Origin of the sequence: Stutzerimonas sp. FeSN7 (genome assembly GCF_030263795.1) — a bacterium.
Classification (GTDB): domain Bacteria; phylum Pseudomonadota; class Gammaproteobacteria; order Pseudomonadales; family Pseudomonadaceae; genus Stutzerimonas; species Stutzerimonas stutzeri.
Window position 1 is genome coordinate 3,208,820 of sequence record NZ_JARPMN010000001.1, and the last position, 21,329, is coordinate 3,230,148.

The 21,329-nt window shown below is 64.6% G+C and carries 22 protein-coding genes and 1 pseudogene; 19 read left to right on the forward strand and 4 right to left on the reverse strand.

Translation table 11 applies throughout. From position 1 onward, the window contains the following. The first annotated feature begins 3 nt into the window (after positions 1 to 3). The 18 genes from traD to P5703_RS15310 all read left to right on the forward strand — a co-directional run bounded on the left by traD (position 4) and on the right by P5703_RS15310 (position 17,142). Positions 4 to 2,187, forward strand: coding sequence for a type IV conjugative transfer system coupling protein TraD (traD, locus tag P5703_RS15225; RefSeq protein WP_012205978.1), 2,184 nt, complete (start codon positions 4 to 6; stop codon positions 2,185 to 2,187). After that, complete coding sequence (locus tag P5703_RS15230) at positions 2,184 to 2,945, forward strand: TIGR03747 family integrating conjugative element membrane protein (protein ID WP_175021861.1); 762 nt, start codon at positions 2,184 to 2,186, stop codon at positions 2,943 to 2,945. Before traD ends, P5703_RS15230 begins: the two co-directional genes overlap by 4 nt. Before the next feature lie 98 nt (positions 2,946 to 3,043). Beyond that, complete coding sequence (locus P5703_RS15235) at positions 3,044 to 3,427, forward strand: integrative conjugative element protein, RAQPRD family (protein ID WP_012251136.1); 384 nt, start codon at positions 3,044 to 3,046, stop codon at positions 3,425 to 3,427. Further along, positions 3,424 to 3,657 (forward strand): TIGR03758 family integrating conjugative element protein, encoded by a 234-nt coding sequence (locus P5703_RS15240; RefSeq protein ID WP_012205981.1) that lies wholly within the window; start codon positions 3,424 to 3,426, stop codon positions 3,655 to 3,657. Before P5703_RS15235 ends, P5703_RS15240 begins: the two co-directional genes overlap by 4 nt. 16 nt (positions 3,658 to 3,673) lie before the next feature. After that, positions 3,674 to 4,033 carry a TIGR03745 family integrating conjugative element membrane protein gene (locus P5703_RS15245; protein ID WP_012205982.1) on the forward strand — a complete coding sequence of 120 codons (360 nt, stop codon included), beginning with the start codon at positions 3,674 to 3,676 and terminating at the stop codon, positions 4,031 to 4,033. Between the two features lie 13 nt (positions 4,034 to 4,046). Beyond that, complete coding sequence (locus tag P5703_RS15250; RefSeq protein ID WP_012205983.1) at positions 4,047 to 4,457, forward strand: TIGR03750 family conjugal transfer protein; 411 nt, start codon at positions 4,047 to 4,049, stop codon at positions 4,455 to 4,457. Continuing rightward, complete coding sequence (locus P5703_RS15255; RefSeq protein ID WP_012205984.1) at positions 4,454 to 5,146, forward strand: PFL_4703 family integrating conjugative element protein; 693 nt, start codon at positions 4,454 to 4,456, stop codon at positions 5,144 to 5,146. The genes P5703_RS15250 and P5703_RS15255 overlap by 4 nt, the downstream gene beginning before the upstream one ends. Positions 5,147 to 5,151: 5 nt before the next feature. Then, complete coding sequence (locus P5703_RS15260; RefSeq protein ID WP_033945092.1) at positions 5,152 to 6,081, forward strand: TIGR03749 family integrating conjugative element protein; 930 nt, start codon at positions 5,152 to 5,154, stop codon at positions 6,079 to 6,081. Next, positions 6,071 to 7,480 (forward strand): TIGR03752 family integrating conjugative element protein, encoded by a 1,410-nt coding sequence (locus P5703_RS15265; protein WP_012205986.1) that lies wholly within the window; start codon positions 6,071 to 6,073, stop codon positions 7,478 to 7,480. Before P5703_RS15260 ends, P5703_RS15265 begins: the two co-directional genes overlap by 11 nt. Then, on the forward strand, positions 7,461 to 7,910 hold the full coding sequence (locus P5703_RS15270; RefSeq protein WP_012205987.1) for a TIGR03751 family conjugal transfer lipoprotein: 450 nt from the start codon (positions 7,461 to 7,463) through the stop codon (positions 7,908 to 7,910). The genes P5703_RS15265 and P5703_RS15270 overlap by 20 nt, the downstream gene beginning before the upstream one ends. Beyond that, a complete protein-coding gene (locus tag P5703_RS15275; protein ID WP_014596092.1) occupies positions 7,910 to 10,819 on the forward strand; it encodes a conjugative transfer ATPase in 2,910 nt (969 codons plus the stop codon). The genes P5703_RS15270 and P5703_RS15275 overlap by 1 nt, the downstream gene beginning before the upstream one ends. 15 nt (positions 10,820 to 10,834) lie before the next feature. Further along, on the forward strand, positions 10,835 to 11,599 hold the full coding sequence (locus P5703_RS15280) for a DsbA family protein (protein WP_014596091.1): 765 nt from the start codon (positions 10,835 to 10,837) through the stop codon (positions 11,597 to 11,599). 178 nt (positions 11,600 to 11,777) lie between these two features. Next, positions 11,778 to 12,272: a RadC family protein gene (gene radC, locus P5703_RS15285; protein WP_012205990.1), complete on the forward strand. Its 495-nt coding sequence runs from the start codon at positions 11,778 to 11,780 to the stop codon at positions 12,270 to 12,272. A gap of 164 nt (positions 12,273 to 12,436) precedes the next feature. Continuing rightward, on the forward strand, positions 12,437 to 12,883 hold the full coding sequence (locus P5703_RS15290; protein WP_008266034.1) for a TIGR03757 family integrating conjugative element protein: 447 nt from the start codon (positions 12,437 to 12,439) through the stop codon (positions 12,881 to 12,883). Continuing rightward, on the forward strand, positions 12,880 to 13,827 hold the full coding sequence (locus P5703_RS15295; protein ID WP_014596090.1) for a TIGR03756 family integrating conjugative element protein: 948 nt from the start codon (positions 12,880 to 12,882) through the stop codon (positions 13,825 to 13,827). Before P5703_RS15290 ends, P5703_RS15295 begins: the two co-directional genes overlap by 4 nt. A gap of 10 nt (positions 13,828 to 13,837) precedes the next feature. Then, a complete protein-coding gene (locus P5703_RS15300) occupies positions 13,838 to 15,244 on the forward strand; it encodes an integrating conjugative element protein (protein WP_008266424.1) in 1,407 nt (468 codons plus the stop codon). Then, entirely contained in the window at positions 15,241 to 15,612 is a 372-nt protein-coding gene (locus P5703_RS15305) for a hypothetical protein (RefSeq protein WP_014596088.1), read from the forward strand. The genes P5703_RS15300 and P5703_RS15305 overlap by 4 nt, the downstream gene beginning before the upstream one ends. Before the next feature lie 12 nt (positions 15,613 to 15,624). Next, on the forward strand, positions 15,625 to 17,142 hold the full coding sequence (locus P5703_RS15310) for a conjugal transfer protein TraG N-terminal domain-containing protein (RefSeq protein WP_014596087.1): 1,518 nt from the start codon (positions 15,625 to 15,627) through the stop codon (positions 17,140 to 17,142). Between the two features lie 19 nt (positions 17,143 to 17,161). Here P5703_RS15310 and P5703_RS15315 read toward each other — a convergent pair whose 3' ends face one another. The 3 genes from P5703_RS15315 to P5703_RS15325 are packed head-to-tail and all read right to left on the reverse strand — an operon-like array spanning position 17,162 to position 18,339. Continuing rightward, positions 17,162 to 17,536 carry a DUF3742 family protein gene (locus P5703_RS15315; RefSeq protein WP_014596086.1) on the reverse strand — a complete coding sequence of 125 codons (375 nt, stop codon included), beginning with the start codon at positions 17,534 to 17,536 and terminating at the stop codon, positions 17,162 to 17,164. 27 nt (positions 17,537 to 17,563) lie between these two features. Further along, positions 17,564 to 18,022: a type II toxin-antitoxin system YhaV family toxin gene (locus P5703_RS15320; protein ID WP_014596085.1), complete on the reverse strand. Its 459-nt coding sequence runs from the start codon at positions 18,020 to 18,022 to the stop codon at positions 17,564 to 17,566. Continuing rightward, entirely contained in the window at positions 18,022 to 18,339 is a 318-nt protein-coding gene (locus tag P5703_RS15325) for a type II toxin-antitoxin system PrlF family antitoxin (RefSeq protein ID WP_014596084.1), read from the reverse strand. Before P5703_RS15325 ends, P5703_RS15320 begins: the two co-directional genes overlap by 1 nt. A 307-nt stretch (positions 18,340 to 18,646) precedes the next feature. Here P5703_RS15325 and mobH point away from each other — a divergent pair, with 307 nt between their 5' ends. Then, positions 18,647 to 20,503 carry a MobH family relaxase gene (gene mobH, locus P5703_RS15330; protein WP_014596083.1) on the forward strand — a complete coding sequence of 619 codons (1,857 nt, stop codon included), beginning with the start codon at positions 18,647 to 18,649 and terminating at the stop codon, positions 20,501 to 20,503. Positions 20,504 to 20,617: 114 nt separating this feature from the next. On the opposite strand, the pseudogene P5703_RS15335 reads toward mobH, so the two are convergent. After that, positions 20,618 to 21,313 (reverse strand): annotated as a pseudogene (locus tag P5703_RS15335) (LysR family transcriptional regulator); the annotation flags it as partial. Positions 21,314 to 21,329 lie beyond the last annotated feature (16 nt).

The following is a 21,329-nucleotide window of genomic DNA, read 5'->3' on the forward strand; positions in this document are numbered from 1 at the left end:
GCCATGTCGGGGAAACAGCCGGTCGAGGTTCTGCTGCGCCCAGCGGTGGAGTTCTATACCGTCGCGGCGTGTGCAGGCGCCGCGTTTCTGTCCCTGGTGGCCCCGTGGTCGCTCGCGCTGAGCCCCGCCATGGGCGTCGGCAGTGCGCTGGCGTTCTGCATCTACGGTGCCATCCGCTACCGCGATGCCCGCGTCATCCTGCGCTACCGACGCAACATTCGCCGCTTGCCGCGCTATGTGATGACCAGCAAGGACGTGCCGGTCAGCCAGCAGCGTCTGTTCGTGGGACGCGGATTTCTGTGGGAGCAGAAACATACCCATCGGCTGATGCAGACATACAGACCGGAATTTCGCCGCTACGTCGAGCTGACGCCGGCCTACCGGCTGGCGCGCAGGCTGGAGGAACGGCTGGAGTTCGCGCCATTCCCGCTGTCCCGGCTACCTGCGCTCACGGGCTGGGATGTGCCTTTCAACCCGGTGCGCCCGCTGCCGCCTGTGGGCGGCCTGCCGCGCCTGCACGGCATCGAACCCGATGAGGTGGACGTCAGCCTACCGCTGGGTGAGCGCGTCGGGCATTCGCTGGTGCTGGGCACCACGCGCGTGGGCAAGACGCGGTTGGCCGAGTTGTTCGTGACTCAGGACATCCGGCGCAAGAACGCCGACGGCGAGCACGAGGTCGTCATCGTCATCGACCCCAAGGGCGACGCCGATCTTTTGAAGCGAGTGTACGTCGAGGCCAAGCGCGCGGGGCGCGAGGGCGAGTTCTATGTCTTCCACTTGGGCTGGCCCGACATTTCCGCGCGCTACAACGCTGTGGGCCGCTTTGGGCGCATCAGCGAGGTGGCCACCCGTGTTGCAGGGCAGCTCTCCGGGGAAGGCAACAGCGCGGCATTTCGCGAGTTTGCGTGGCGCTTCGTCAACATCATCGCCCGCGCCCTGGTGGAACTGGGGCAGCGCCCGGACTACATGCTGATCCAGCGCCATGTGATCAACATCGACGCGCTGTTCATCGAGTACGCCCAACACTACTTCGCCAAGACCGAGCCCAAGGCCTGGGAGGTCATCGTCCAGATCGAGGCCAAGCTCAACGAGAAGAACATCCCGCGCAACATGATCGGGCGCGAAAAGCGCGTGGTGGCGCTGGAGCAGTACCTCTCGCAGGCGCGCAACTACGACCCGGTGCTCGACGGCCTGCGCTCGGCAGTGCGCTACGACAAGACCTACTTCGACAAGATCGTCGCATCGCTGCTGCCGCTGCTGGAGAAGCTCACCAGCGGCAAGATCGCCCAGCTTCTGGCCCCGAACTACTCCGACCTGGCCGACCCACGCCCGATCTTCGATTGGATGCAGGTCATCCGAAAGCGCGCCGTGGTCTATGTCGGCCTCGATGCGCTGTCCGACGCCGAGGTCGCCGCCGCAGTCGGCAATTCCATGTTCTCCGACCTGGTTTCGGTCGCCGGCCACATCTACAAGCACGGGATCGACGACGGCCTGCCGGGCGCATCGGCTGGCTCGCGCGTGCCGATCAACGTCCATGCCGATGAGTTCAACGAGTTGATGGGCGACGAGTTCATCCCGCTGATCAACAAGGGCGGCGGCGCTGGCCTGCAAGTCACCGCGTACACACAGACGCTCTCGGACATCGAAGCACGCATTGGCAACCGCGCGAAGGCCGGTCAGGTGATCGGCAACTTCAACAACCTGTTCATGCTGCGCGTGCGCGAGACGGCTACCGCTGAATTGCTGACCCGGCAATTGCCGAAGGTCGAGGTCTATACGACCACCATCGTCAGCGGCGCGACCGACAGCTCCGATATTCGTGGAGCGACAGACTTTACGTCAAACACCCAAGACCGCATCAGCATGTCCAGCGTGCCGATGATCGAGCCATCACACATCGTCGGCCTGCCCAAAGGCCAGTGCTTCGCGCTGCTGCAGGGCGGTCAGCTTTGGAAGGTGCGTATGCCGTTGCCGGCGCCAGACCCGGATGAAGTGATGCCGGCGGACTTGCAGCAACTGGCCGGGCACATGCGCCAGAGCTACAGCGAGGCCACGCAGTGGTGGGAGTTCACCAGCTCCCCGGTCTTGCAGGACGCGGCCTTGCCGGACGATCTGCTCGATGAGACGGCCATCGCCACACCCACCACCGGCACGGGCGACACGGCCAGCGAAGAGGCCGCGCCATGAGCGATGCCGCCTCGACTGCGCAGCGCGAGCAGAACCGCCGCCAGGGCTTGATCGTCGGCACCATCACCTTGCCGCTCCGGCTGCTCGGGGTGCTGGTCGGCTCGCTGCTGTTCTCGATCCTGATGGAGTGCATCGGCATGCACCTGTTCTGGAAAGACCAGGGCTGGCAGCACTCCCAGCAAATGTTGCAGTACGAGCTGGGGCACCTGTCCAAGCATTTCACGCGCAGCGTGGTCGTGCAGGAGCCGGGGCGAACGGCGCACGAGCTGGTGGACACGGGTTATGAATGGGTGTTCGTGCGATCAGGGCTCCTGGAGCGCATGAGCCAGACCGCCGAGCGCGCCCGCGCGCCCAGCCAGGGGAAAAACCAGGACGGAGGGCGCAACTTCCGCTACTTCATCAGCCAGGTCTATGGCTGGACGGAGAGCTACCTGATCGCCGCAGCCTTCACGACGCTTACTTTCCTCGTGCGCCTGCTGGTCCTGGCGCTCACGCTGCCGCTGATCTTCACGGCCGCTTTCGTCGGCCTGATCGACGGTTTGGTACGGCGGGATGTGCGCCGGTTCGGCGCAGGCCGGGAATCCGGCTTTATCTATCACCGAGCGAAAGCGAGCCTGATGCCGCTGGCCGTGCTGCCCTGGGTCACGTACCTGGCGCTGCCGATCTCGGTGCATCCGCTGCTGATCCTGCTGCCCAGCGCCGGCTTGCTGGGGCTGGCCGTGAGCCTGACTGCAGGGAGCTTCAAGAAGTACCTCTAGGCCATCAATCCGGTCATCCGCAGGTTCTTATTGTTTGCGGCCTGATACGCCTTTGATCGCCACGATCAAGCCATTGCTTATCACACAGGAATGGCGCGATGTTGGCTCCGATCTGGCTGCGCGCCGCGCATCGCGGCGTGCCAACTTTTCTCGTGACGGCCCTGCTGATGGGTCAGTTCCCGGTTGCCTTGGCCGAATCCCCGGCACAGCGCCAGGAGCTGGTTGCCGCGCTACGCCAGCTCGACGCGCTGGAGCGCACCATCGCGGATGGCGCTGCACACGCACCCATCCAGCCGGGCGAGCGCTACCACTTCGATTACCCACGACTGCTGGCTGATCTGGCGCGTGTGCGCGCCGGCATCCAGGCCCATCTCACACCGTCGCGCGCCCAGCCACGCGACCTCTCCGAACTGGCTGGTGAGTACCGCACCGAGCGGACCGCCCCGCCATCGCTGCCGACGACTGCGCAGGGCAGACCATGAACGGCGCCCAGGTCTCGGCATTTCAAGCCAACAGCGGTATCGCGCCGTCCGCGATGGCGACCGTTCTGGTCGGCATCGTGTTTGCGGTTCTGCTCGTCTGGGGCGTCTGGGCCATCCGAACGGCCTACGTGGGGTGGGCCGAGAACCGCCTCAACCAACGCCAGTTCCTCGGCGTCTGCATCCGCTTCGTCGCGATGTACCTCGTCATGACGTTCTTCCTCCTCTCCTGACCTGAAGGGATTGACCATGCCAAACCGCATCCTCACTACTCGTTTTGTCCAACGCGCCGCCGTCGCCCTGGGTGCCGCCGCGCTGCCCGCGCTGTCGTTTGCGCAAGGTCTGCCGCAGCTGGAAAACCCGACCCGCGGCGCCGGCAGCGGCATCATGGAAACAATCAGGAACTACGGCTACGACATCATCATGCTCGTGGCCCTCCTGGTGGTGGCGTCGATGTTCATTGGCGTGTGCTACCACGCCTACGGCACCTACGCGGAAATCCACACCGGTCGCAAGACTTGGGGGCAGTTCGGTCTCACGGTCGCCATCGGCGCCGTCCTGCTCGTGATCGGCATCTGGCTGCTCACCGAAGCCACCGGCATCCTGTAAGCGAGGACGGGCTATGTCCGAGCAACAGCATGTCCGTGCCGATGGGACAGTCACGTTCCTTCCACACCGGCTCAACAGGCACCCGGTGGTCGTGCGCGGCCTCACTGCCGATGAGTTGTGGATTTGCTGCGGCCTGTCCGGCGCTGCCGGCCTGGTGGTTGGCGCGCCGCTGTCCTGGGTGTTACGCACCATTGCCATCGCGCCGACCTTCGTTGTCCTGGGCGTGGCGCTGGGCGTTTTCATCGGCGGCGGCATCCTGCGCCGTCTCAAGCGTGGGCGTCCCGACACCTGGCTGTACCGGCAGTTGCAGTGGCGCATTGCCACGCGCCATCCGCTGATGGCCGCTTGGGTGGGCGGCCATGTGCTGATCTCGCGCTCCGGCTTCTGGACCATCCGCAGGGGCATGCACGGGGGCGCGCGATGAGCCGTTTCAAGAACGAGATCACCCACCTGCAGGCGCACATCAAGACGCTGCGCCTCGGCGCGGGTGCGCTGGTCATCGTCGCCCTGGTCATGGGCGGCGGCTGGTGGAGCGCACCGCGCGATCTGACCATCCACGTCCCGCCTGACCTACGCTCCGGCAGTACCCGCAAGTGGTGGGAAGTGCCGCCCGAGTCGGTCTATGCGTTCACGTTCTACGTGTTCCAGACCCTCAACCGCTGGCCGACGAATGGCGAAGAAGATTACCCGCGCAACCTCCATACGCTCTCGCCGTACCTCACCCCGTCCTGCCAGGCATTCCTCAAGGCGGACTACGACTACCGCCGCAGCACCGGCGAACTGCGCCAGCGGGTGCGCGGCATCTACGAAATCCCCGGTCGCAGCTATGGCGACAACCCCACGGCGCGCGTGCGTGTGATCTCCGACCGCGACTGGGTGGTGACGTTGGACATCAGCGCCGACGAGTACTACGGCGCCGAGCAGGTCAAACGCGCCCTGGTGCGCTACCCCGTAAAGGTCGCGCGGGTGGACGTCGATCCCGCACGCAACCCGTTCGGCCTGGTGATCGACTGCTACGAGGGCACGCCCCAGCGCATCAGCGCACCGGAGCCGACGCGCCCGGTGCCTGGTGGCCTGACGCCGCAAGCGCCTCAAGGAGGTAATTCCCCATGAAGCCCATGAAGCATCCTGTACTCGCGCTGCTGGGGCTGCTGGCCGTGGCCGCCGCAGTGGTCGTGTCCCCCGCTGTCCAGGCGGTGGAGATCCTGCGTTGGGAGCGCATGCCGCTGGCGGTGCCGTTGAAGGTCGGCCAGGAGCGCATCGTGTTCATCGACCGAAACGTCCGCGTGGGCGTTCCCGCAGGCGTCGGTGAGCGCTTGCGCGTGCAGAGCGCGGGCGGCGCGGTGTACCTGCGCGCCAGCGAGCCGATCGAGCCCACTCGGCTGCAATTGCAGGACGCCGACACCGGCGCGCTGATCCTGCTCGACATTGCGGCGGAGCCGCCCAAGGACGGCGAAGCCGAGCTGGAACCGGTGCGAATCGTCGAGGGCAACAACTCAACAGCGCGCTATGGCGATCAGCCTGACGGTGCCGATGCGCCCCATGCACGCGCTCAGGAGCAGGCGGGCACCCGGACGGCGCGGCGCGAAACGCCAATCCCCGTCGTGCTGACACGTTTTGCTGCGCAGAACCTCTACGCACCGCTGCGCACCGTGGAAGCCTTGCCTGGCGTCATGCGGGTCAACCTGCGCCGCGACCTCGACCTCGGCACGCTGATGCCGACCTTGCCGGCACGCGCGGTCGCGCTCGCCTCGTGGCGCCTGGAAGACCAGTGGGTCACTGCCGTGCGCCTGACCAACAGTAGCAACGACTGGATCAGCCTCGACCCGCGCGTGCTGCAAGGGGATTTCCTCACCGCCACCTTCCAGCACGAGGCGCTTGGCCCGCGCGGAACCCCCGAGGACACCACCGTCCTGTACCTGGTGACGCGCGGGCACGGCCTCGCGCAATCGCTGCTGCCGGCGATCCATCGCTTCGACCCCGCTGTGCATCTCCCGCAGCCCAAAGCAGCAGCCAGCGACGACAGGGAGGCCCGCCATGCGCAGTAACGGACTCCTGAAGTGGCTGCTGATCCCCGTGGCCCTGCTGGTGCTGTTTGTCGCCATCCGGCTGTTTTCCGGTGGCGGTGCGTCGGCACCGCCTGTCGCGGATGGCGGCGGCAGGCTTACGCCGGAAGAAATGAAGGCGCTGGGCATCGAGGGTGACACCCCGCGCGACACCGTGGCGACGCTGGTTGCCCAGGTGAAGCAGTTGCGCACCGAGCTTCAGACCGCGCTGTCCGACAACAGGTCGCAGCGTGAGGAGAACCAGCGACTGCGCCAGCGCGAGAACGCCATCGACCAACGCATCAGTTCCGCCCTCGAATCCGAGCGCTCCAACCTGCGCCGCGACCAACAGCAGGCGGCCAGCGCGCGCCAGCAGACCGAGGGGCTGCTCGCTGACCTGCAGCAGCGCCTGGACAGCATCGGCGGGCGTGGCGGCGGCCATGCCGATTTGCCGGTGGGGCTGGGCCTGCGTGACGGCGACGAGGCCGGCATGGAAGGCGGTATGCGCTGGGTGGAGCCGGATGACGCGAAACAAAGCGACGGGCGTGGCAGGTCGAATGGCGGCATAAGCTTCCCCACCAGCTTCGGTTCCGCACAGAGCACGCTGGAAACCACAGCGCAAACCGTGGCGAACGCGGGCGCACGCGCGGCAGGCGTCAAGAGCCCGACGCCCGTCTATACCGTGCCGACCAACTCGACGCTGATGGGGTCGGTGGCGATGACGGCGCTGATTGGCCGCGTGCCGATCGACGGCACGGTGAACGATCCATACCCCTTCAAGGTCTTGGTCGGGCCTGACAATTTGACCGCGAACGGCATCGACATTCCCGATGTGGCCGGGGCCGTGTTCTCCGGCACCGCATCGGGCGACTGGACGCTCTCCTGCGTGCGCGGCCAGGTGCGCAGCATCACCTTCGTGTTCCATGACGGGACCATCCGCACCATCCCCGAGGATCGTGAGGGCAACCAGCAGAACAACCAACAACGCGACGGCCTGGGCTGGATCAGCGACCCGCACGGCATTCCCTGTGTCAGCGGCGAGCGGCGCAGCAATGCGCAGCAGTACCTCGGCACCCAGGCGCTGATCACGGCGGCTGGGGCTGGCGTGGCCTCGCTGATCGAATCCGACAGTGGCAGGGCGTCCTATGTCGGCGCCGACGGCTCCATCGGCAGCGTGGGCATCAGCGGCCAGGAAGCCGTGGGCCGGATTCTCGCCAGCGGCGTCCAGGACATGTCGAGCTGGGTCAACAAGCTCTACGGCCAGGCCTTCGCTGCCGTTTATGTGCAGCCCGGTGCCAAGGTCGCCGTCCACCTCGAAAAGCCGCTCGCCATCGACTTCGATCCCGAAGGCCGCAAGGTCGATCACCGCGCAGGAGAAAGCCATGCCCTCGAACTTGAATAGCTGGGCTCAGGGCCTGGCGCTGGCCTTGGCCGTCGCGCTGCTCGGTGGCTGCGCCACCAGCAAGGAAAAGCTGCTGACCCACGGCGACAGCACGATGATGAACATCTGGCAGCAGAACGCCGGCGACGGCGGCGGTGGTGCCGGCCAGGTAGCGCGCAGGCAGTTGCTCGATGCGCGCCAGAGCCTGCGCAGGCCGCTGACCGAGATGGACGTGCAGGCCGCGCCTGCCGAGCAGATGCGCTACACGCGCACGGCGCGCAACGAGGTCTACCGCCAGTTCCAGCGCCTGCCCAACCCCGATCTCGTGATGTACGTGTATCCGCATTTGGCGGGCACCGACCCAGTGCCGATTCCGGGCTATACGACCGTGTTCCCGCTGTACCAGCGCGTGCAGTACGCCATGCCAGGCGAGCGCGTGGAGGATTACTGATGCGCTGGAAACTCCCCAGACCGAAGCCGACCGCGCCGAAGCTGGCCGCATCCGATGCTGACGACGACGAGCAGCCGGACGGCTGGCAACGCCACGTCGAGGCACTGCGCCAGGTCGGCATCCCCGAACCCGGCACGGCGGTGCAAGGCCGCAGGCCGGCGACCCTGGCAGACGAGCAGGCGCTGTACGAGGTCGCGCCGTCGTTCGTGGAACTGCTGCCCTGGGTGGAGTTCCTGGCGCAGTCGAAAGCCATGTTGCTGGAGGACGGGCAATCGGTGGCGGCGTTCTACGAGCTGGTGCCGCTGGGCACCGAAGGCCGGGAACCTGGCTGGCTCGCGCAGGCCCGCGATGCCTTGGAAAACGCGCTGCAGGACAGTTTCGATGAACTGGATGAGAACCCCTGGGTGCTGCAGCTCTACGCTCAGGACGAGCCCAGTTTCGACCAGTACATGCAGACCCTGCGCGACTATGTGCAGCCGCGCGCCCGTGAGACGGCGTTCACCGAGTTCTACCTGCGCTTCTTCGGCCATCACCTGCGCGCGGTGGCCAAGCCGGGCGGTCTGTTCGAGGACACGGTGGTCACACGGCTGCGCTGGCGCGGCCAGACCCGGCGTGTGCGCATGGTGGTCTATCGCCGCGTGACCGGCCAAGGGCAAAACAGCCGCCGCGGGCAGACGCCCGAGCAGATGCTCAATATCGTTTGCGACCGCCTGTGCGGCGGACTGGCGAACGCCGGCATTCAGGCCCGGCGCATGGTGGCTGCGGATGTTCACGACTGGCTGCTGCGCTGGTTCAACCCGCGTCCCACGTTGCTTGGGCCTGGGGCCGAAGACAGGGAGCGCTTCTATGCGCTGGCGCGCTACCCCGACAGTACGGAGGCCGGCGAAGACGGCGAGATCGAATTGGCGAGCGGGCGGGATTTCAGCCAGCGGCTGTTCTTCGGCCAGCCGCGCTCCGACGTGGCGCAGGGCACCTGGCATTTCGACGGCCTGCCGCACCGCGTGCTGATCACCGACCGCCTGCGCATGCCGCCGGGCACAGGGCACCTGACCGGCGAGACACGCAAAGGCGATGCCATCAACACGCTGTTCGACCAGATGCCCGAGGACACCACCCTTTGCCTGACGATGGTCGCCACGCCGCAGGATGTCCTTGAGGCGGACTTGAACCACCTGGCCAAGAAAGCGGTCGGCGAAACCCTGGCGTCGGAGCAGACGCTCAAGGACGTGCATGAAGCCCGTTCCCTGATCGGCAGCGCGCACAAGCTCTATCGCGGCACGCTGGCGTTCTACCTGCGCGGGCGCGATGAGGCGGAACTGGACCGACGCGGCCTGGATCTGGCGAACGTCATGCTCAACGCTGGCCTGCAGCCGGTGCGCGAGGACGACGAGGTGGCACCGCTCAACAGCTACCTGCGCTGGCTGCCGTGCTGCTACAACCCCGGCCAGGATCGGCGCAAGTGGTACACCCAACTGATGTTCGCCCAGCACGCGGCGAACCTCTCGCCGGTGTGGGGCCGCGCCCAGGGTACGGGGCACCCCGGCATCACGATGTTCAACCGCGGCGGCGGGCCGATCACCTTCGACCCGCTCAACCGCCTGGACCGGCAGATGAACGCCCACCTGTTCCTGTTCGGCCCGACGGGTTCGGGCAAGTCGGCGACCCTCAACAACCTCTTGAATCAGGTCACGGCGATCTACCGACCCCGCCTGTTCATTGTCGAGGCCGGCAACAGCTTTGGCTTGTTCAGCGACTTTGCCCGGCGCCTGGGCCTGACCGTGAACCGGGTCAAGCTCGCGCCGGGCTCGGTCGTTACCCTGGCGCCGTTCGCGGATGCGCGCCGGCTGATCGAGACGCCCAGCGACGTGCAGACGCTCGACGCCGATGCCCTGGACGAAGACCTGCCGCCCGATGCTGTGGCCATGGAGGCAGATGAGCAGCGCGACGTACTGGGCGAATTGGAGATCACCGCGAGGCTGATGATCACCGGTGGCGAAGACAAGGAAGAAGCCCGGATGACGCGGGCCGACCGCTCGCTGATCCGTCAGTGCATCCTCGATGCCGCAGAACACTGCCACAGCAAGGATGGCGAGAAGCGCACCGTGCTCACGCGCGATGTGCGCAATGCGCTGCGCACGCGCAGCCAGGACCCGACGCTGCCGGAAATGCGGCGTGTGCGACTGCTGGAGATGGCCGACGCCATGGACATGTTCTGCCAAGGCACGGACGGTGAAATGTTCGACCGCGACGGTTCGCCGTGGCCCGAGGCCGACATCACCCTGGTCGATCTGGCGACCTATGCCCGCGAGGGCTACAACGCGCAGCTCTCCATTGCCTACATAAGCCTGATCAGCACGGTGAACAACATTGCCGAGCGCGATCAGTACCTGGGCCGCCCGATCATCAACGTCACCGACGAAGGGCACATCATCACCAAGAACCCGCTGCTCGCCCCCTACGTGGTGAAGATCACCAAGATGTGGCGCAAGCTGGGGGCCTGGTTCTGGCTCGCCACACAAAACATCGACGATCTGCCGCGCGCCGCAGAGCCCATGCTCAACATGATCGAGTGGTGGATCTGCCTGTCGATGCCACCCGATGAGGTGGAGAAGATCGCCCGCTTCCGCGAACTCTCGCCTGCGCAGAAGGCGCTGATGCTTTCGGCGCGCAAGGAAGCCGGGAAGTTCACCGAGGGCGTCATCCTCTCCAAGAGCCTGGAAGTGCTGTTTCGGGCCGTGCCACCGAGCCTCTATCTCGCGCTTGCGCAGACCGAACCCGAGGAGAAAGCCGAGCGTTACCAACTCATGCAACAGCACGGCATCAGTGAACTCGACGCGGCCTTCAAGGTGGCCGAGAAGATCGACCAGGCGCGCGGCATCGAGTCGCCGGCCTTGGGCCTGCCGCAATAGCCGCCGGAGACTGCCGTGAAACCGAAACATCCTTCCATTCCGATGCCAGTCCAGGCGCTCCGCCATCGGCGCTCGCGCAAGCGCTGGCCCTGGTTCTTGGCCGCTGGATTGATCGCGCTGCTGCTGATCTGGCTCGTGTCCCGCGCACCCAGCGAACCCGCGTCGTTGGCTCCCGCGCCGGTCAGTACCGCGCAGGTGGCCGGGCCGCCCTGGCAAATGGGCAACGCGCAGGGCCGGTTCACGCTGACGCTCTATGCCGACCTCGAATGTCCGTTCTGCCGGGAGTACTTTCCGCAACTCAAACGCTGGGTGGGCGCCAACGCGGACGTCGCCCTGCAATGGCAGCACCAGCCGCTGGCCGCGCACGAACCGGCCGCCTCTGCCGAGGCACGCCTGGCCGAGTGCGCCGCCGAAAGTGGCGGGCATGTGGCCTTTTGGCAGGCCATTGAATGGGTCTATGCGCACACGCGCAGTGACGGCCTGGGCTTGCCCGAGGGCCTGCGCTATCCCGGCCTAAACCCAGCCGTCGAGCAGTGTTTGGCCAGCGAGCGGCCCGAAACGTTGATTCGCGCTCAGGCCGAGGAAGCCACCAAGGGCGGCGTGACCGCGACGCCATCCCTGCGACTACACGATCGCCAGACCAGCCAGGCGATCCTGCTGCAGGGGCCTATCGAAGGCGATGCACTGCTGTCGGCCATGGACATGCTGGCAGCTGAGGATTCGGTCGTTTCACCCACTACGGAAATGCCTGCCGACGTCGTCGGCGACATGCCCAGGTAGCCCGCGGTCATTGAGGCTACGGCGCAGCACGCTGCGCTGACCGCTACCCGTTCGCCCCGCATCCTGGCCGCGAACGATCACCGCTGCTGCGGTGATGGATGCACCTTGTTCCATTCCCTGGAGGGCCTGCCCTCCAGGGGCATGTGCGCCCTCCGATTTCCCTGCCTGGAGGTTCGCCATGTCTGTCGTCATCAATGACTCCTGCCTGGAGTCGCTTTCCGATATTTCTGTTCAGAACGAGGACTGGATCGTCCAGCAAGCCATCGTGTTGCTGGAGCGACGGGTTTTCAAAGCAGGGCCACGTCTTGAACGGCCCGCTGCGGTCAGGGACTACCTTCGCTTGAAGCTGGTCGCCGAGCCCAATGAGATATTCGTCGTCGTGTTCATGAACAGCATGCACGACGTGCTGGCCGTGGAGCCGATGTTCCATGGAACGATCAATGCGACCTCGGTTTATCCGCGTGTCGTGCTGCAACGCGCTTTGCAACTGAACGCCGCTGCGGTCATCTTCGCCCATCAGCACCCCTCGGGCACCACCGAGCCATCCAATGCGGATCGCTTGCTGACCGAGCAGTTGAAGACGGCCTTGGCGCTTATCGACGTGCGGGTACTTGACCATTTCGTGATTGGTCAGGGCACACCGTACTCGTTCGCCGAGTCTGGTCTTTTGTAGGAAGGCCCGTGGTTCACTGATCACAGCGGGGGCTTCGGCCTCCGCTTTTTTCCATGCGGCAGCACCGAACAGGTATGCGGGGTGCCCGCGATGCGCATTGTTTGTTGGGGCGGCAGCGGGTTCGCGTTCGACTATGGCTCTGATCAACTTCCAGGGCACGCGACATGCCAGCATCTTTATTCCGCTTCGCATCCGGCTGGCGAACCCTTGGCCTGGCCGTTGCACTGCCGGCATCCTTGGCCGTTTTCAGCCCAGCCACCTTCGCCGCCGATGTGGTGGTCGTCACCGACAGCCGCCACCCGGTCAAGACCATGGGTGGCGAGCGGTTGATCGAGTTGGATGAAGGCCCGCGCATCGAAGCCGAGCTTTCCGCACAGCTGCCCGCCGATCCTGAGCAGGCCACGGCCATCGTCAAGCGCCGTCTGAACAACGGCGGTGCCGACCTCCAGCGCCGCATTGCTTCCGCATACCAGGGCGTCGCCGACGCATGGAGCCTGGGCGTCACCAGCATCCCGGCGGTCGTGGTGGATCAGCGTTACGTGGTCTATGGCGAGCCGGACGTGGCCCGTGCCGTCGCGCGCATCGAGCAACACCGGAGGCCGCAGCCATGACCCGACCCTTCGAGCGGATGCGCCGCCTGCGTGCTGGCGTGGTCTCAGTGCTGCTGCTCAGCGCCACGGGCAGCTACGCCCTCAACACCGCAACCATCGTTGGCTCAGTGGCATCGCCGGACTGCCTCGAATACCGCGTCGTCGGCATCTGCTACTGGCTCTACTGCACCTGGACGGGCTGCACGGTGCGCACATCCATCAAGGTCCGCCACTACATCCCCGATGCGGTCGTCTCCAGCTACAGCAACACCGGCGAGAACCCTTGGGTCGAAGTCCGGGCGATGAGCGCGCCCAACCCATCCGCGCAGGCCGGCGGGGACGGCACCACCAACGAAGACCACGAAAACAATCTCGCCAAGTTCAAGAACGCGGACGTCATCGGCCATCCCGGCGTCGAGGTGTTCAACCAGTTCGTCTCATCGTCGGGCTACTTCTGCGAGGGCGCGGGCACGGCGTTCATGCCGTATCTGCTCAGCACCCTGGACACACTGGCCTGGCGCTACAACGTGCCGGATATGGCCTACCCGGAGGCACTAATTCCGGGCAGGCGCGAGGTCGGCGCGCGCACCACGATGAACCTGTGGGGCAACGTCTATCCGCGCGGCGGCTTCCTGCACCAGGCCGACGACCACAAGGCCGGCGCCGTGGTGGCCCAGCGCGCCGGCGATGTCGTCACGCGCCGTGGGCAGATTCACGTCTATCAGCCGCTGCTCGCCAACTCGCGGCCCGGTTACTGGCCTGCCGGCGCGCTGATGGAAGGCGATGCCTCGACGGGCAAGTGGCAGGAACTCACGCCCGTCCTGTCCTCGTCCTGCACGGTGTTCCCGCGCAGCGGCTTCCTGACCCAGGCGCAGCAGGGCGATTACGCCTGGGCGCTGTGGCGGCCCTATGCGTGCTGCGAACGTCGCGGCCAGGTATTCCTCGGCAGCGTCGATTTCCAATGAGGGTACGGCGATGAAGCGTCCTGAACTGACAAACCTCTCCACCAAGGCGTGCCGCCTGCTGCGTCCCACGGTATTGGCTGGGCTGCTGGCTGGCGCACTCGTTCTTGGCGGCGGCCTGGCGTGGGCGCAGGCCGGATTTCAGACCGGCGGCTCCGTGATCGGCGACGAAGTGATGTATTCGATTGGCGGCGGCAGCGCGGTGTCCATGGGCCGCGCGGCCGGCATGCGCTCGATCGGCGTTGGCGTGGGCTGGAACAGCAACCTGATCTGCGGCGACATGAGCATCCAGACCACGCTGCGCAACCAGCTCAACGGCGTCACCAACGGCTTTCAGCAGATCATGAGCAACGTGATCCAGAGCGCCACCAGCGCGGTGGCATCGCTGCCTGCGCTGATCATCCAGCGCGCCGATCCCGGCCTGTACAACCTGCTGACCAACGGCGTGCTGCAGGCGCGCCTGGATTTCGACCGCTCCAAGCTGACCTGCCGTGCCATGGCCGAGAAGATGGCCGACACGGCGGGCGGACAACTCGGCTGGAGCCAGATGGCCGAAGGCATGGCACTGCGCGATGCGGTGTCGAGCACGGATGCCGTGTCGGCAATTGAACAGGCGGAGACGCGCCGCGGCAACGACGGCGTGCCTTGGGTGGGTGGTAGCAATGCGGGCGGCGCAGGCCAGTCGGCCATCCGCGTGGTCGGCGACGTCACCCGCGCAGGCTACAACCTGGTCAACGGCCGCAGCGTGACCGACACATCGTCCATCGCTGCCGCCAGTTGCGCGAGTCTGTCTTGCCAGACCTGGACCTCGCCACAGCAGGCGACCGAATGGGCCACACGGGTTCTCGGCGAACAGGTGCAGCGCACTTGCGATGCCTGCACCAAGACCGAAACGGTGCCCGGCGTCGGGCTGACGCCGCTGATCCAGGAGGAGTACGAGGCAAAGCTGGAAGCCTTGCAGGAACTGGTCTCGGGAACGCGCAACACCACCTTCGAGAACCTGCGTGCGGCTGGCAGCACCTCGCTGCCCATCACACGCGGCGTCATCGAGGCGCTGCGCGACGAGCCGGATCAAGACCTGCTGGCGCGGCGCCTGGCCTCGGAGGTCGCGCTGGCGTCGGTGCTGGAGAAGGCATTGCTGCTCCAGCGCACCCTGCTGACCGGCAAGAAGGAGCCCAACGTCGCGGCGAACCAGTTGGCGGTCGAGGCCGTGAACCACGAGAGCGACACGCTCGACCAGGAAATCCGCAACCTCAAGACCGAGCTGGAGCTGCGCCGCGAGCTGGCGAACAACTCGCCCATGGCCATCATCCAGCGCCATGGCACACGCGCGGCTGGCTCACGTGGCATCTACGAAGGCGATCCCATTCCCGACCGCCTCGACCGGCTCCAGAAGGGCAATCCGGGAGGCAACCCATGAACCCGTCGCGTGCCAGCTGGCTGCGCCCGCGCTGGCTGTTCAACCGGCGCGCGATGAAGGCGCTGCTGTGGACGGTGTTGCTCGTTGCCGCCGCTGTGGGCGCCAACATCGTCGGCATTTATCTCGTCGGCAGCGTTGCCAACTGGGAGCGGTGGCTGGCGGCCACGGCAGGCTACTTTCTAGTGTGGCGGATGTGCCTGTACGGCGCGACAGCCTACGGCTGGGTCTGGATGCGCCGCCGGCTGCTGGCGCGTGAGGCCCAACGCGGGGCTGATAGGCAGGCGCGACGGCGCCTGCTGCGCAGCGAGATCGCCGGCGTCGCCGCCATTGTGGCGCTGGAAGCCAGCCTGTTGATGCAGGCCGCTTGAAGGGGCGAGGACATGACGCTTTTCACCACCGACTACTTGGAGTACTACCTGACGCTGGTGTCGTGGATCGTCCATAACGGCATCTGGGCCGTGCTGGTGGCGAGCGGCGTATTCGCGCTGCCTTTCATTGCCATCATCGTGCAGGAATGGCTGAAGGCCCGTGCGGAGGGCGCCGACGAAGGCAACAAGGGCGTGCTCTCGGCTGCGCGCATTGAGAACCGGGTGTTCGTCGCCATCGTGGTGGTGATGTTCGCCGGCATCCCATTCATCGACGTGGATCTCAACACCATCCGCTACGACAGCTCGCGCTCGGCCCAATGCCAAGTCAGCGTGCCGCAGCCCACCGATACCGGCTGGTCGCAGTCCTTCAGCACTATCAACAACCAGTCGGCGAAGGTGCCCGTCTGGTGGGCCTTTATGCACACACTCTCGCGAGCAGTGACCGGTGCCTCTGTGGCGGCGATTCCCTGCGGCACCGACTTGCGGCAGATGCGCATGGAGATCGACGCGACGCGCATCGACGACCCGGTATTGGCTCAGGAAGTGGCGGATTTCTCGCGGGACTGCTACGGACCGGCACGCGCCAAGCTCTTCATGCAGCGCCCGGACCTCGATGAGACACAAATGCACGACGTGACCTGGATCGGCTCGCGCTTCTTCACGGACACCGGCGGCTACTACGACAGCTATCGCTCCAGCACACCACGCGATGACTGGCCCTACGACAGCAACCGTGATGCCGGGCTTGCGCAGGTGGCCAGCGGTGGCGGCTATCCGTCCTGCAGGCAGTGGTGGGCCGATGGCAGCAATGGCCTGCGCGCACGCCTGCTGGGGCAGGTAGACCCAAGCCTGCTGAATCGCCTGGCGGGCTGGGCCGGCTTTCTGAGCCGAGCCGAGGTGGACGACTCGGTAATCCGCACCATCGCCTCGCCGCGGCAGCAGAAACTGAACCAGGGCAACGTCTATACGGACTACGGCGGCCAAATCGACAAGACCCTGCCAAACATCGTGACGCGGGCCACGGGCGACGTCGGCATGGCTGTCGGCGCGATTGCCGCGTTTCCCGCCATGGACGTGGTGCGCCAAGCGCTGCCCATGGTGCTCGGCTTGCTCAAGATGGCGCTGGTCATCTGCATCCCGCTGGTGCTGGTTGTGGGCACCTATGACTTGAAGACGGTCGTTACCGTGAGCGTCTTGCAGTTCGCGCTGTTCTTCGTCGATTTCTGGTTCCAGCTCGCGCGCTGGATCGACAGCACCATCCTCGATGCGCTTTATGGCTGGGGCTTCGGCTGGAACCGGCCACACGCCAACTTCGATCCACTGGTGGGGCTGAACAACGCCTTTGGCGACCTGTTGTTGAACTTCGTTATGGGGACGATGTTCATCGTGCTGCCCACCTTTTGGATCGGTGCGCTGACCTGGGCCGGAATCCGCGCTGGAACGATCGCAAACAGTTTCTCAGCAGGTACGAGGGACGCAGGCGCTGCCGGTGGAAAAGGAGCTGGCGCAATGTCAAGGAAGTTGAAGTGACGCACGCTCAAGCCGAGTGTCAGTCATCATCCTTGTACATCTCATGAGATGTGTCGTTGTAGAGATTCGGGTCATAACCCGGTGTCTCTCGAAGTTCTTCCAAGGTGGTAGGAAACTGCAAATGGAACTCTTCGTCTGAATGGCTCTGATTTGCTGCCCATCCCACAGCCACGACACAAACCAACAGCAGTGCCAGCCAGAACGCGGAATAGAGCAGTACACCGAGCACGGCCAGCTTGACCACCCACAACAGCACGGTGGCACCAACTACCGGCACGCCCCTGTACACCAACCAGCTCGACGCCCGCCGTTCGCCACGCGCATAGGCGCGCCATCCACGGCCAAAGCTACGGCCGAGGCGTTCTGCGGTGCTGATGCGGGTCGTCGTGTTCATGGTCGTCACCTGCTATATGTGAAATCACTACTCCAGTTTGCTCCAATCCTGCTTGCTTGCCTGTACCAATGCGCTCCATTCGTCCGGCGGATTCCCGCGCCCGAGCATCTTCTCGAACACGGCATACGGGTCTGATTTGCTTCCCGAAGACCGCAGGGTCTGTTCATCGTTGACCCAGGCGTACACGATGACCTTCGCCTTCGAGTCGTAGCGGAAGAACAGCCGGTATCGCCTTCCGAGCTTGGCCCGCCGCCAGTGGCGATATGCCGGCCCCATGGTGTTGCCTTGCCGGTACTCATCGCGCGCCGGGGCACTCGGTATCACGTCTTGTATCAACTGGGTCAAGGCCCGGAAGAACTTGACGTTGGCGTTCGATCCGAACCCTTCCGGGTCGTTGCCTTGGGCGCGCAGCACAGCCGCGCGCAGCTTCATCAACTGCTCGATCAGGTTGTCGTGGAACAGCAGTGTCCAGCCATGCTGTTGCATCAGATTTCCACGTCCTCATCGAAATCATCGCCCAGGTCCACCTTGTGCCCCGCGTGCTCCAGCATTGTGCGAGCCAGATTCTCGGGCAGGCCGCGCACATTCCGACCCGCTTCAATGTCGCGGGCCAGCAAGGTCAGAAACGCGGCAATGGCCGGGTCCTCGTGCTCGGCATCGGCGCGGGTCACGACGACCTCACTGCCACGAAGCTCGAACGCAAGCTTGCTGCCGGTATCGGCCCCAAGTGCCTGTCGGATGGACTTGGGTAGCGTGATCTGGCCTTTGGAGGTCAGCGTGGCAACTTCGTGAATGGCAGGCATGGCGGCTCTCTTGATCGCAATGCCCGTATTGTAAGGAAATATCCTTACCTCGTCAATGAAAGGTCTCACCGGGGTCCTCCAGCATCCAACAATGAATCTCATCGTAGGGTGGGAACAGCCAGCCTTCCTGCATCAATCCGGCCCCGCCATACCCGCATTGACGGTGGACAACCAATGCTCACCGCTCTATATCCAAAGGCTTCTAAAGGCCAAAGGGCCGAAACGGCAAGGGAATGGGGTGCAAGGGGAAAGGCCCTACCCGAAAAGGCGAAAAGGCCGCCCGCTTGCCCGCCACCAGGACACCCACATGCTCTCTCTGTTCCAGCGGAAACGGCCTCCGGTCGCTGCCGCTCCGTCGCCTGCACCCGTCACCGATCTCCCGAAAGGGCTGCTGCAACCGGAATCGGCCGCATCGCTGCTGGCGACACCGCGCCGGCAGAAGCTGCTGGAACACATCTGGCAGCGCACCTCGCTCTCGCGCAAGCAGTTCGCCGCGCTGTACCGCACGCCGATGGAACGTTATGCCGAGTTGGTTCAGACTTTCCCTGCATCCGAAGCACATCACCATGCCTACCCAGGCGGCATGCTCGACCACGGCCTGGAAATCGTCGCCTACAGCCTGAAGCTGCGCCAGTCTCATCTGCTGCCCATCGGCGCCAACCCCGAGGATCAGGCTGCGCAAGCCGAAGCCTGGACCGCTGCCGTCGCCTACGCCGCACTGCTGCACGACATCGGCAAGATCGCCGTCGATCTGCACGTCGAGCTGGCCGACGGCTCGATCTGGCATCCGTGGCACGGCCCGCTGTGCCAGCCATACCGCTTCCGCTACCGAGACGATCGCGAGTACCGGCTCCACAGCGCCGCGACAGGCTTGCTCTACCGGCAACTGCTTGACCGTGAAGTCCTGGATTGGCTCAGCTGCTATCCGTCGCTGTGGGCACCGCTGCTCTACGTCCTGGCCGGGCAGTACGAGCACGCTGGCGTGCTGGGCGAATTGGTGGTGCAGGCCGACCGAGCTTCCGTGGCCCAGGAACTGGGCGGCGATCCCACACGCGCCATGGCCGCGCCCAAGCACGCACTGCAACGCAAGCTGCTCGACGGGCTGCGTTACCTGCTCAAGGAGGAGCTGAAGCTGAACCAACACGAAGCCTCGGATGGCTGGCTCACCGAGGATGGTTTGTGGCTGGTGAGCAAGACGGTCTCGGACAAGCTTCGGGCACATCTGCTGTCCCAAGGCATCGACGGCATCCCAGCGAACAACACCGCCGTGTTCAACGTGCTGCAGGATCACGGCATGTTGCAGCCCACGCCGGACGGCAAAGCGATCTGGCGTGCGACCGTGACCAGTTCCACCGGCTGGAGCCACTCGTTTACGTTGCTACGGCTGGCACCCGCGCTGATCTGGGAATCTGGTGAGCGACCGGCACCGTTCACCGGGACGTTGACGATCGACACGCCCACCGCAGTTGAAGATGTCGAAGCAGGAGCCACCCTTTCTGCGAACGGCGCGACGTCCGCTTTGGAGAATCCAAACGCTCCGCCAGCGGAGGGTAGTGGCATCACCTCAGCCCCTCCACCCAAGGCCCAGGCCAGCCCCGACGTCATAGCGGACATGCTGGCGATGGTGGGAACGGGAAACTCGCCAACCACAGATCAGGATGTGGAAACCGTCCCGGACGAAGTACCCGCAACTCTCCCCGATGCGACCCAGCCGCCCTTGGCCGCCGCTGCGCCTTCGTCACCGGCCTTCACGTCCTCGACGACACAGCCATCCGGCGAGCACTTCATGGCGTGGCTGAAACATGGCATCGCCACGCGGCGGCTCATCATCAACGATGCGAAAGCGCTGGTGCATACCGTGAGCGACACCGCCTACCTGGTCAGCCCTGGCGTGTTCCAGCGCTATGCGCAGGAACACCCGCAGGTAGGCAAACTGGCCAAACAGGAGAACCTGCAGGATTGGCAGTGGGTGCAGAAGCGCTTCGAGCGACTGCAATTGCATCGCAAGCAACCAAGTGGCCTGAACATCTGGACTTGCGAAGTCACAGGCGCCAGAAAATCGAGGAAGCTACATGGCTATTTACTTATCAAACCAGAAATGGTTTTCGAATTTACGCCTCCAAATAACCCATATCTATTTTCAATGAAATTTCCCGGCCTATGAAGATCAAGATATGAAAATCATCTATCAAAATTAAATGGTCTCATCAGTATTTCCATCAGAAACACTAGATATGTGAATAGCGTTCGCACCATCGTCACCAGTGAGGTACAGGCGCAGCGCGTAGAGCAGATCGGGGGTGCGGTCGCCTGAGGGTTTCTGGATGTTGATTTTCACACGGGAGAAGAGCTTGATGTTGGACAGCCCATAGCCCTCACAGGACTGCGGATCACACATCACAAGTGGATAGCGCAGCACTTCGTCCAATGGAATGCGTTTATGAACCAGCAGAGGGTGCCGTGCCGGCATTACAACCACCAGTGGATCGCTCCATGCCGCTTCGGCCACAATGCCATCTCCAACGTCGGCCGACTGCGCGAAGCCGACATCGTATAGTTCGTCGTTCAACCCCCGGATTTGCTGCGATAGCGGAATCTCGAACAGGCGGATCTCGATATCTGGATCGTCCTGTCGACACTGGGCAAGCAAGGCGCTCAAGCGTGGCGGGGTGATCCCGTCGGACAAGGCAACTCGCAGTTGGTCCTGATAGCCAGCGGCAACAGCTCTGATACTGTTGCTTGCCTGTTCAAGAGCAGAAAATACGCGCGGAACATGCTCCAGAAATACCTAGCCTGCACGGGTCAATCGCGTACTGCGCGTTGTTCGGTCGAAAAGGCGAACACCCAGATCTTCCTCCAGCTCCTTGATGGCGCGTGAAAGCGGGGACTGCTCAATGTGTAGCCGCTCGGCTGCACGAGCGAAGTGAAGCTCCTCAGCAACGGCGATGAAACATCGAAGATGACGCAAGTCCATTTTTTAGCACCGACTC

Coding starts and splice junctions, on each gene's coding strand:
- traD (WP_012205978.1), top strand. CDS start 4: ATGTCGGGGAAACAGCCGGTCGAGGTTCTGCTGCGCCCAGCGGTGGAG.
- P5703_RS15230 (WP_175021861.1), top strand. CDS start 2,184: ATGAGCGATGCCGCCTCGACTGCGCAGCGCGAGCAGAACCGCCGCCAG.
- P5703_RS15235 (WP_012251136.1), top strand. CDS start 3,044: ATGTTGGCTCCGATCTGGCTGCGCGCCGCGCATCGCGGCGTGCCAACT.
- P5703_RS15240 (WP_012205981.1), top strand. CDS start 3,424: ATGAACGGCGCCCAGGTCTCGGCATTTCAAGCCAACAGCGGTATCGCG.
- P5703_RS15245 (WP_012205982.1), top strand. CDS start 3,674: ATGCCAAACCGCATCCTCACTACTCGTTTTGTCCAACGCGCCGCCGTC.
- P5703_RS15250 (WP_012205983.1), top strand. CDS start 4,047: ATGTCCGAGCAACAGCATGTCCGTGCCGATGGGACAGTCACGTTCCTT.
- P5703_RS15255 (WP_012205984.1), top strand. CDS start 4,454: ATGAGCCGTTTCAAGAACGAGATCACCCACCTGCAGGCGCACATCAAG.
- P5703_RS15260 (WP_033945092.1), top strand. CDS start 5,152: ATGAAGCATCCTGTACTCGCGCTGCTGGGGCTGCTGGCCGTGGCCGCC.
- P5703_RS15265 (WP_012205986.1), top strand. CDS start 6,071: ATGCGCAGTAACGGACTCCTGAAGTGGCTGCTGATCCCCGTGGCCCTG.
- P5703_RS15270 (WP_012205987.1), top strand. CDS start 7,461: ATGCCCTCGAACTTGAATAGCTGGGCTCAGGGCCTGGCGCTGGCCTTG.
- P5703_RS15275 (WP_014596092.1), top strand. CDS start 7,910: ATGCGCTGGAAACTCCCCAGACCGAAGCCGACCGCGCCGAAGCTGGCC.
- radC (WP_012205990.1), top strand. CDS start 11,778: ATGTCTGTCGTCATCAATGACTCCTGCCTGGAGTCGCTTTCCGATATT.
- P5703_RS15290 (WP_008266034.1), top strand. CDS start 12,437: ATGCCAGCATCTTTATTCCGCTTCGCATCCGGCTGGCGAACCCTTGGC.
- P5703_RS15295 (WP_014596090.1), top strand. CDS start 12,880: ATGACCCGACCCTTCGAGCGGATGCGCCGCCTGCGTGCTGGCGTGGTC.
- P5703_RS15300 (WP_008266424.1), top strand. CDS start 13,838: ATGAAGCGTCCTGAACTGACAAACCTCTCCACCAAGGCGTGCCGCCTG.
- P5703_RS15305 (WP_014596088.1), top strand. CDS start 15,241: ATGAACCCGTCGCGTGCCAGCTGGCTGCGCCCGCGCTGGCTGTTCAAC.
- P5703_RS15310 (WP_014596087.1), top strand. CDS start 15,625: ATGACGCTTTTCACCACCGACTACTTGGAGTACTACCTGACGCTGGTG.
- P5703_RS15315 (WP_014596086.1), bottom strand. CDS start 17,536: ATGAACACGACGACCCGCATCAGCACCGCAGAACGCCTCGGCCGTAGC.
- P5703_RS15320 (WP_014596085.1), bottom strand. CDS start 18,022: ATGCAACAGCATGGCTGGACACTGCTGTTCCACGACAACCTGATCGAG.
- P5703_RS15325 (WP_014596084.1), bottom strand. CDS start 18,339: ATGCCTGCCATTCACGAAGTTGCCACGCTGACCTCCAAAGGCCAGATC.
- mobH (WP_014596083.1), top strand. CDS start 18,647: ATGCTCTCTCTGTTCCAGCGGAAACGGCCTCCGGTCGCTGCCGCTCCG.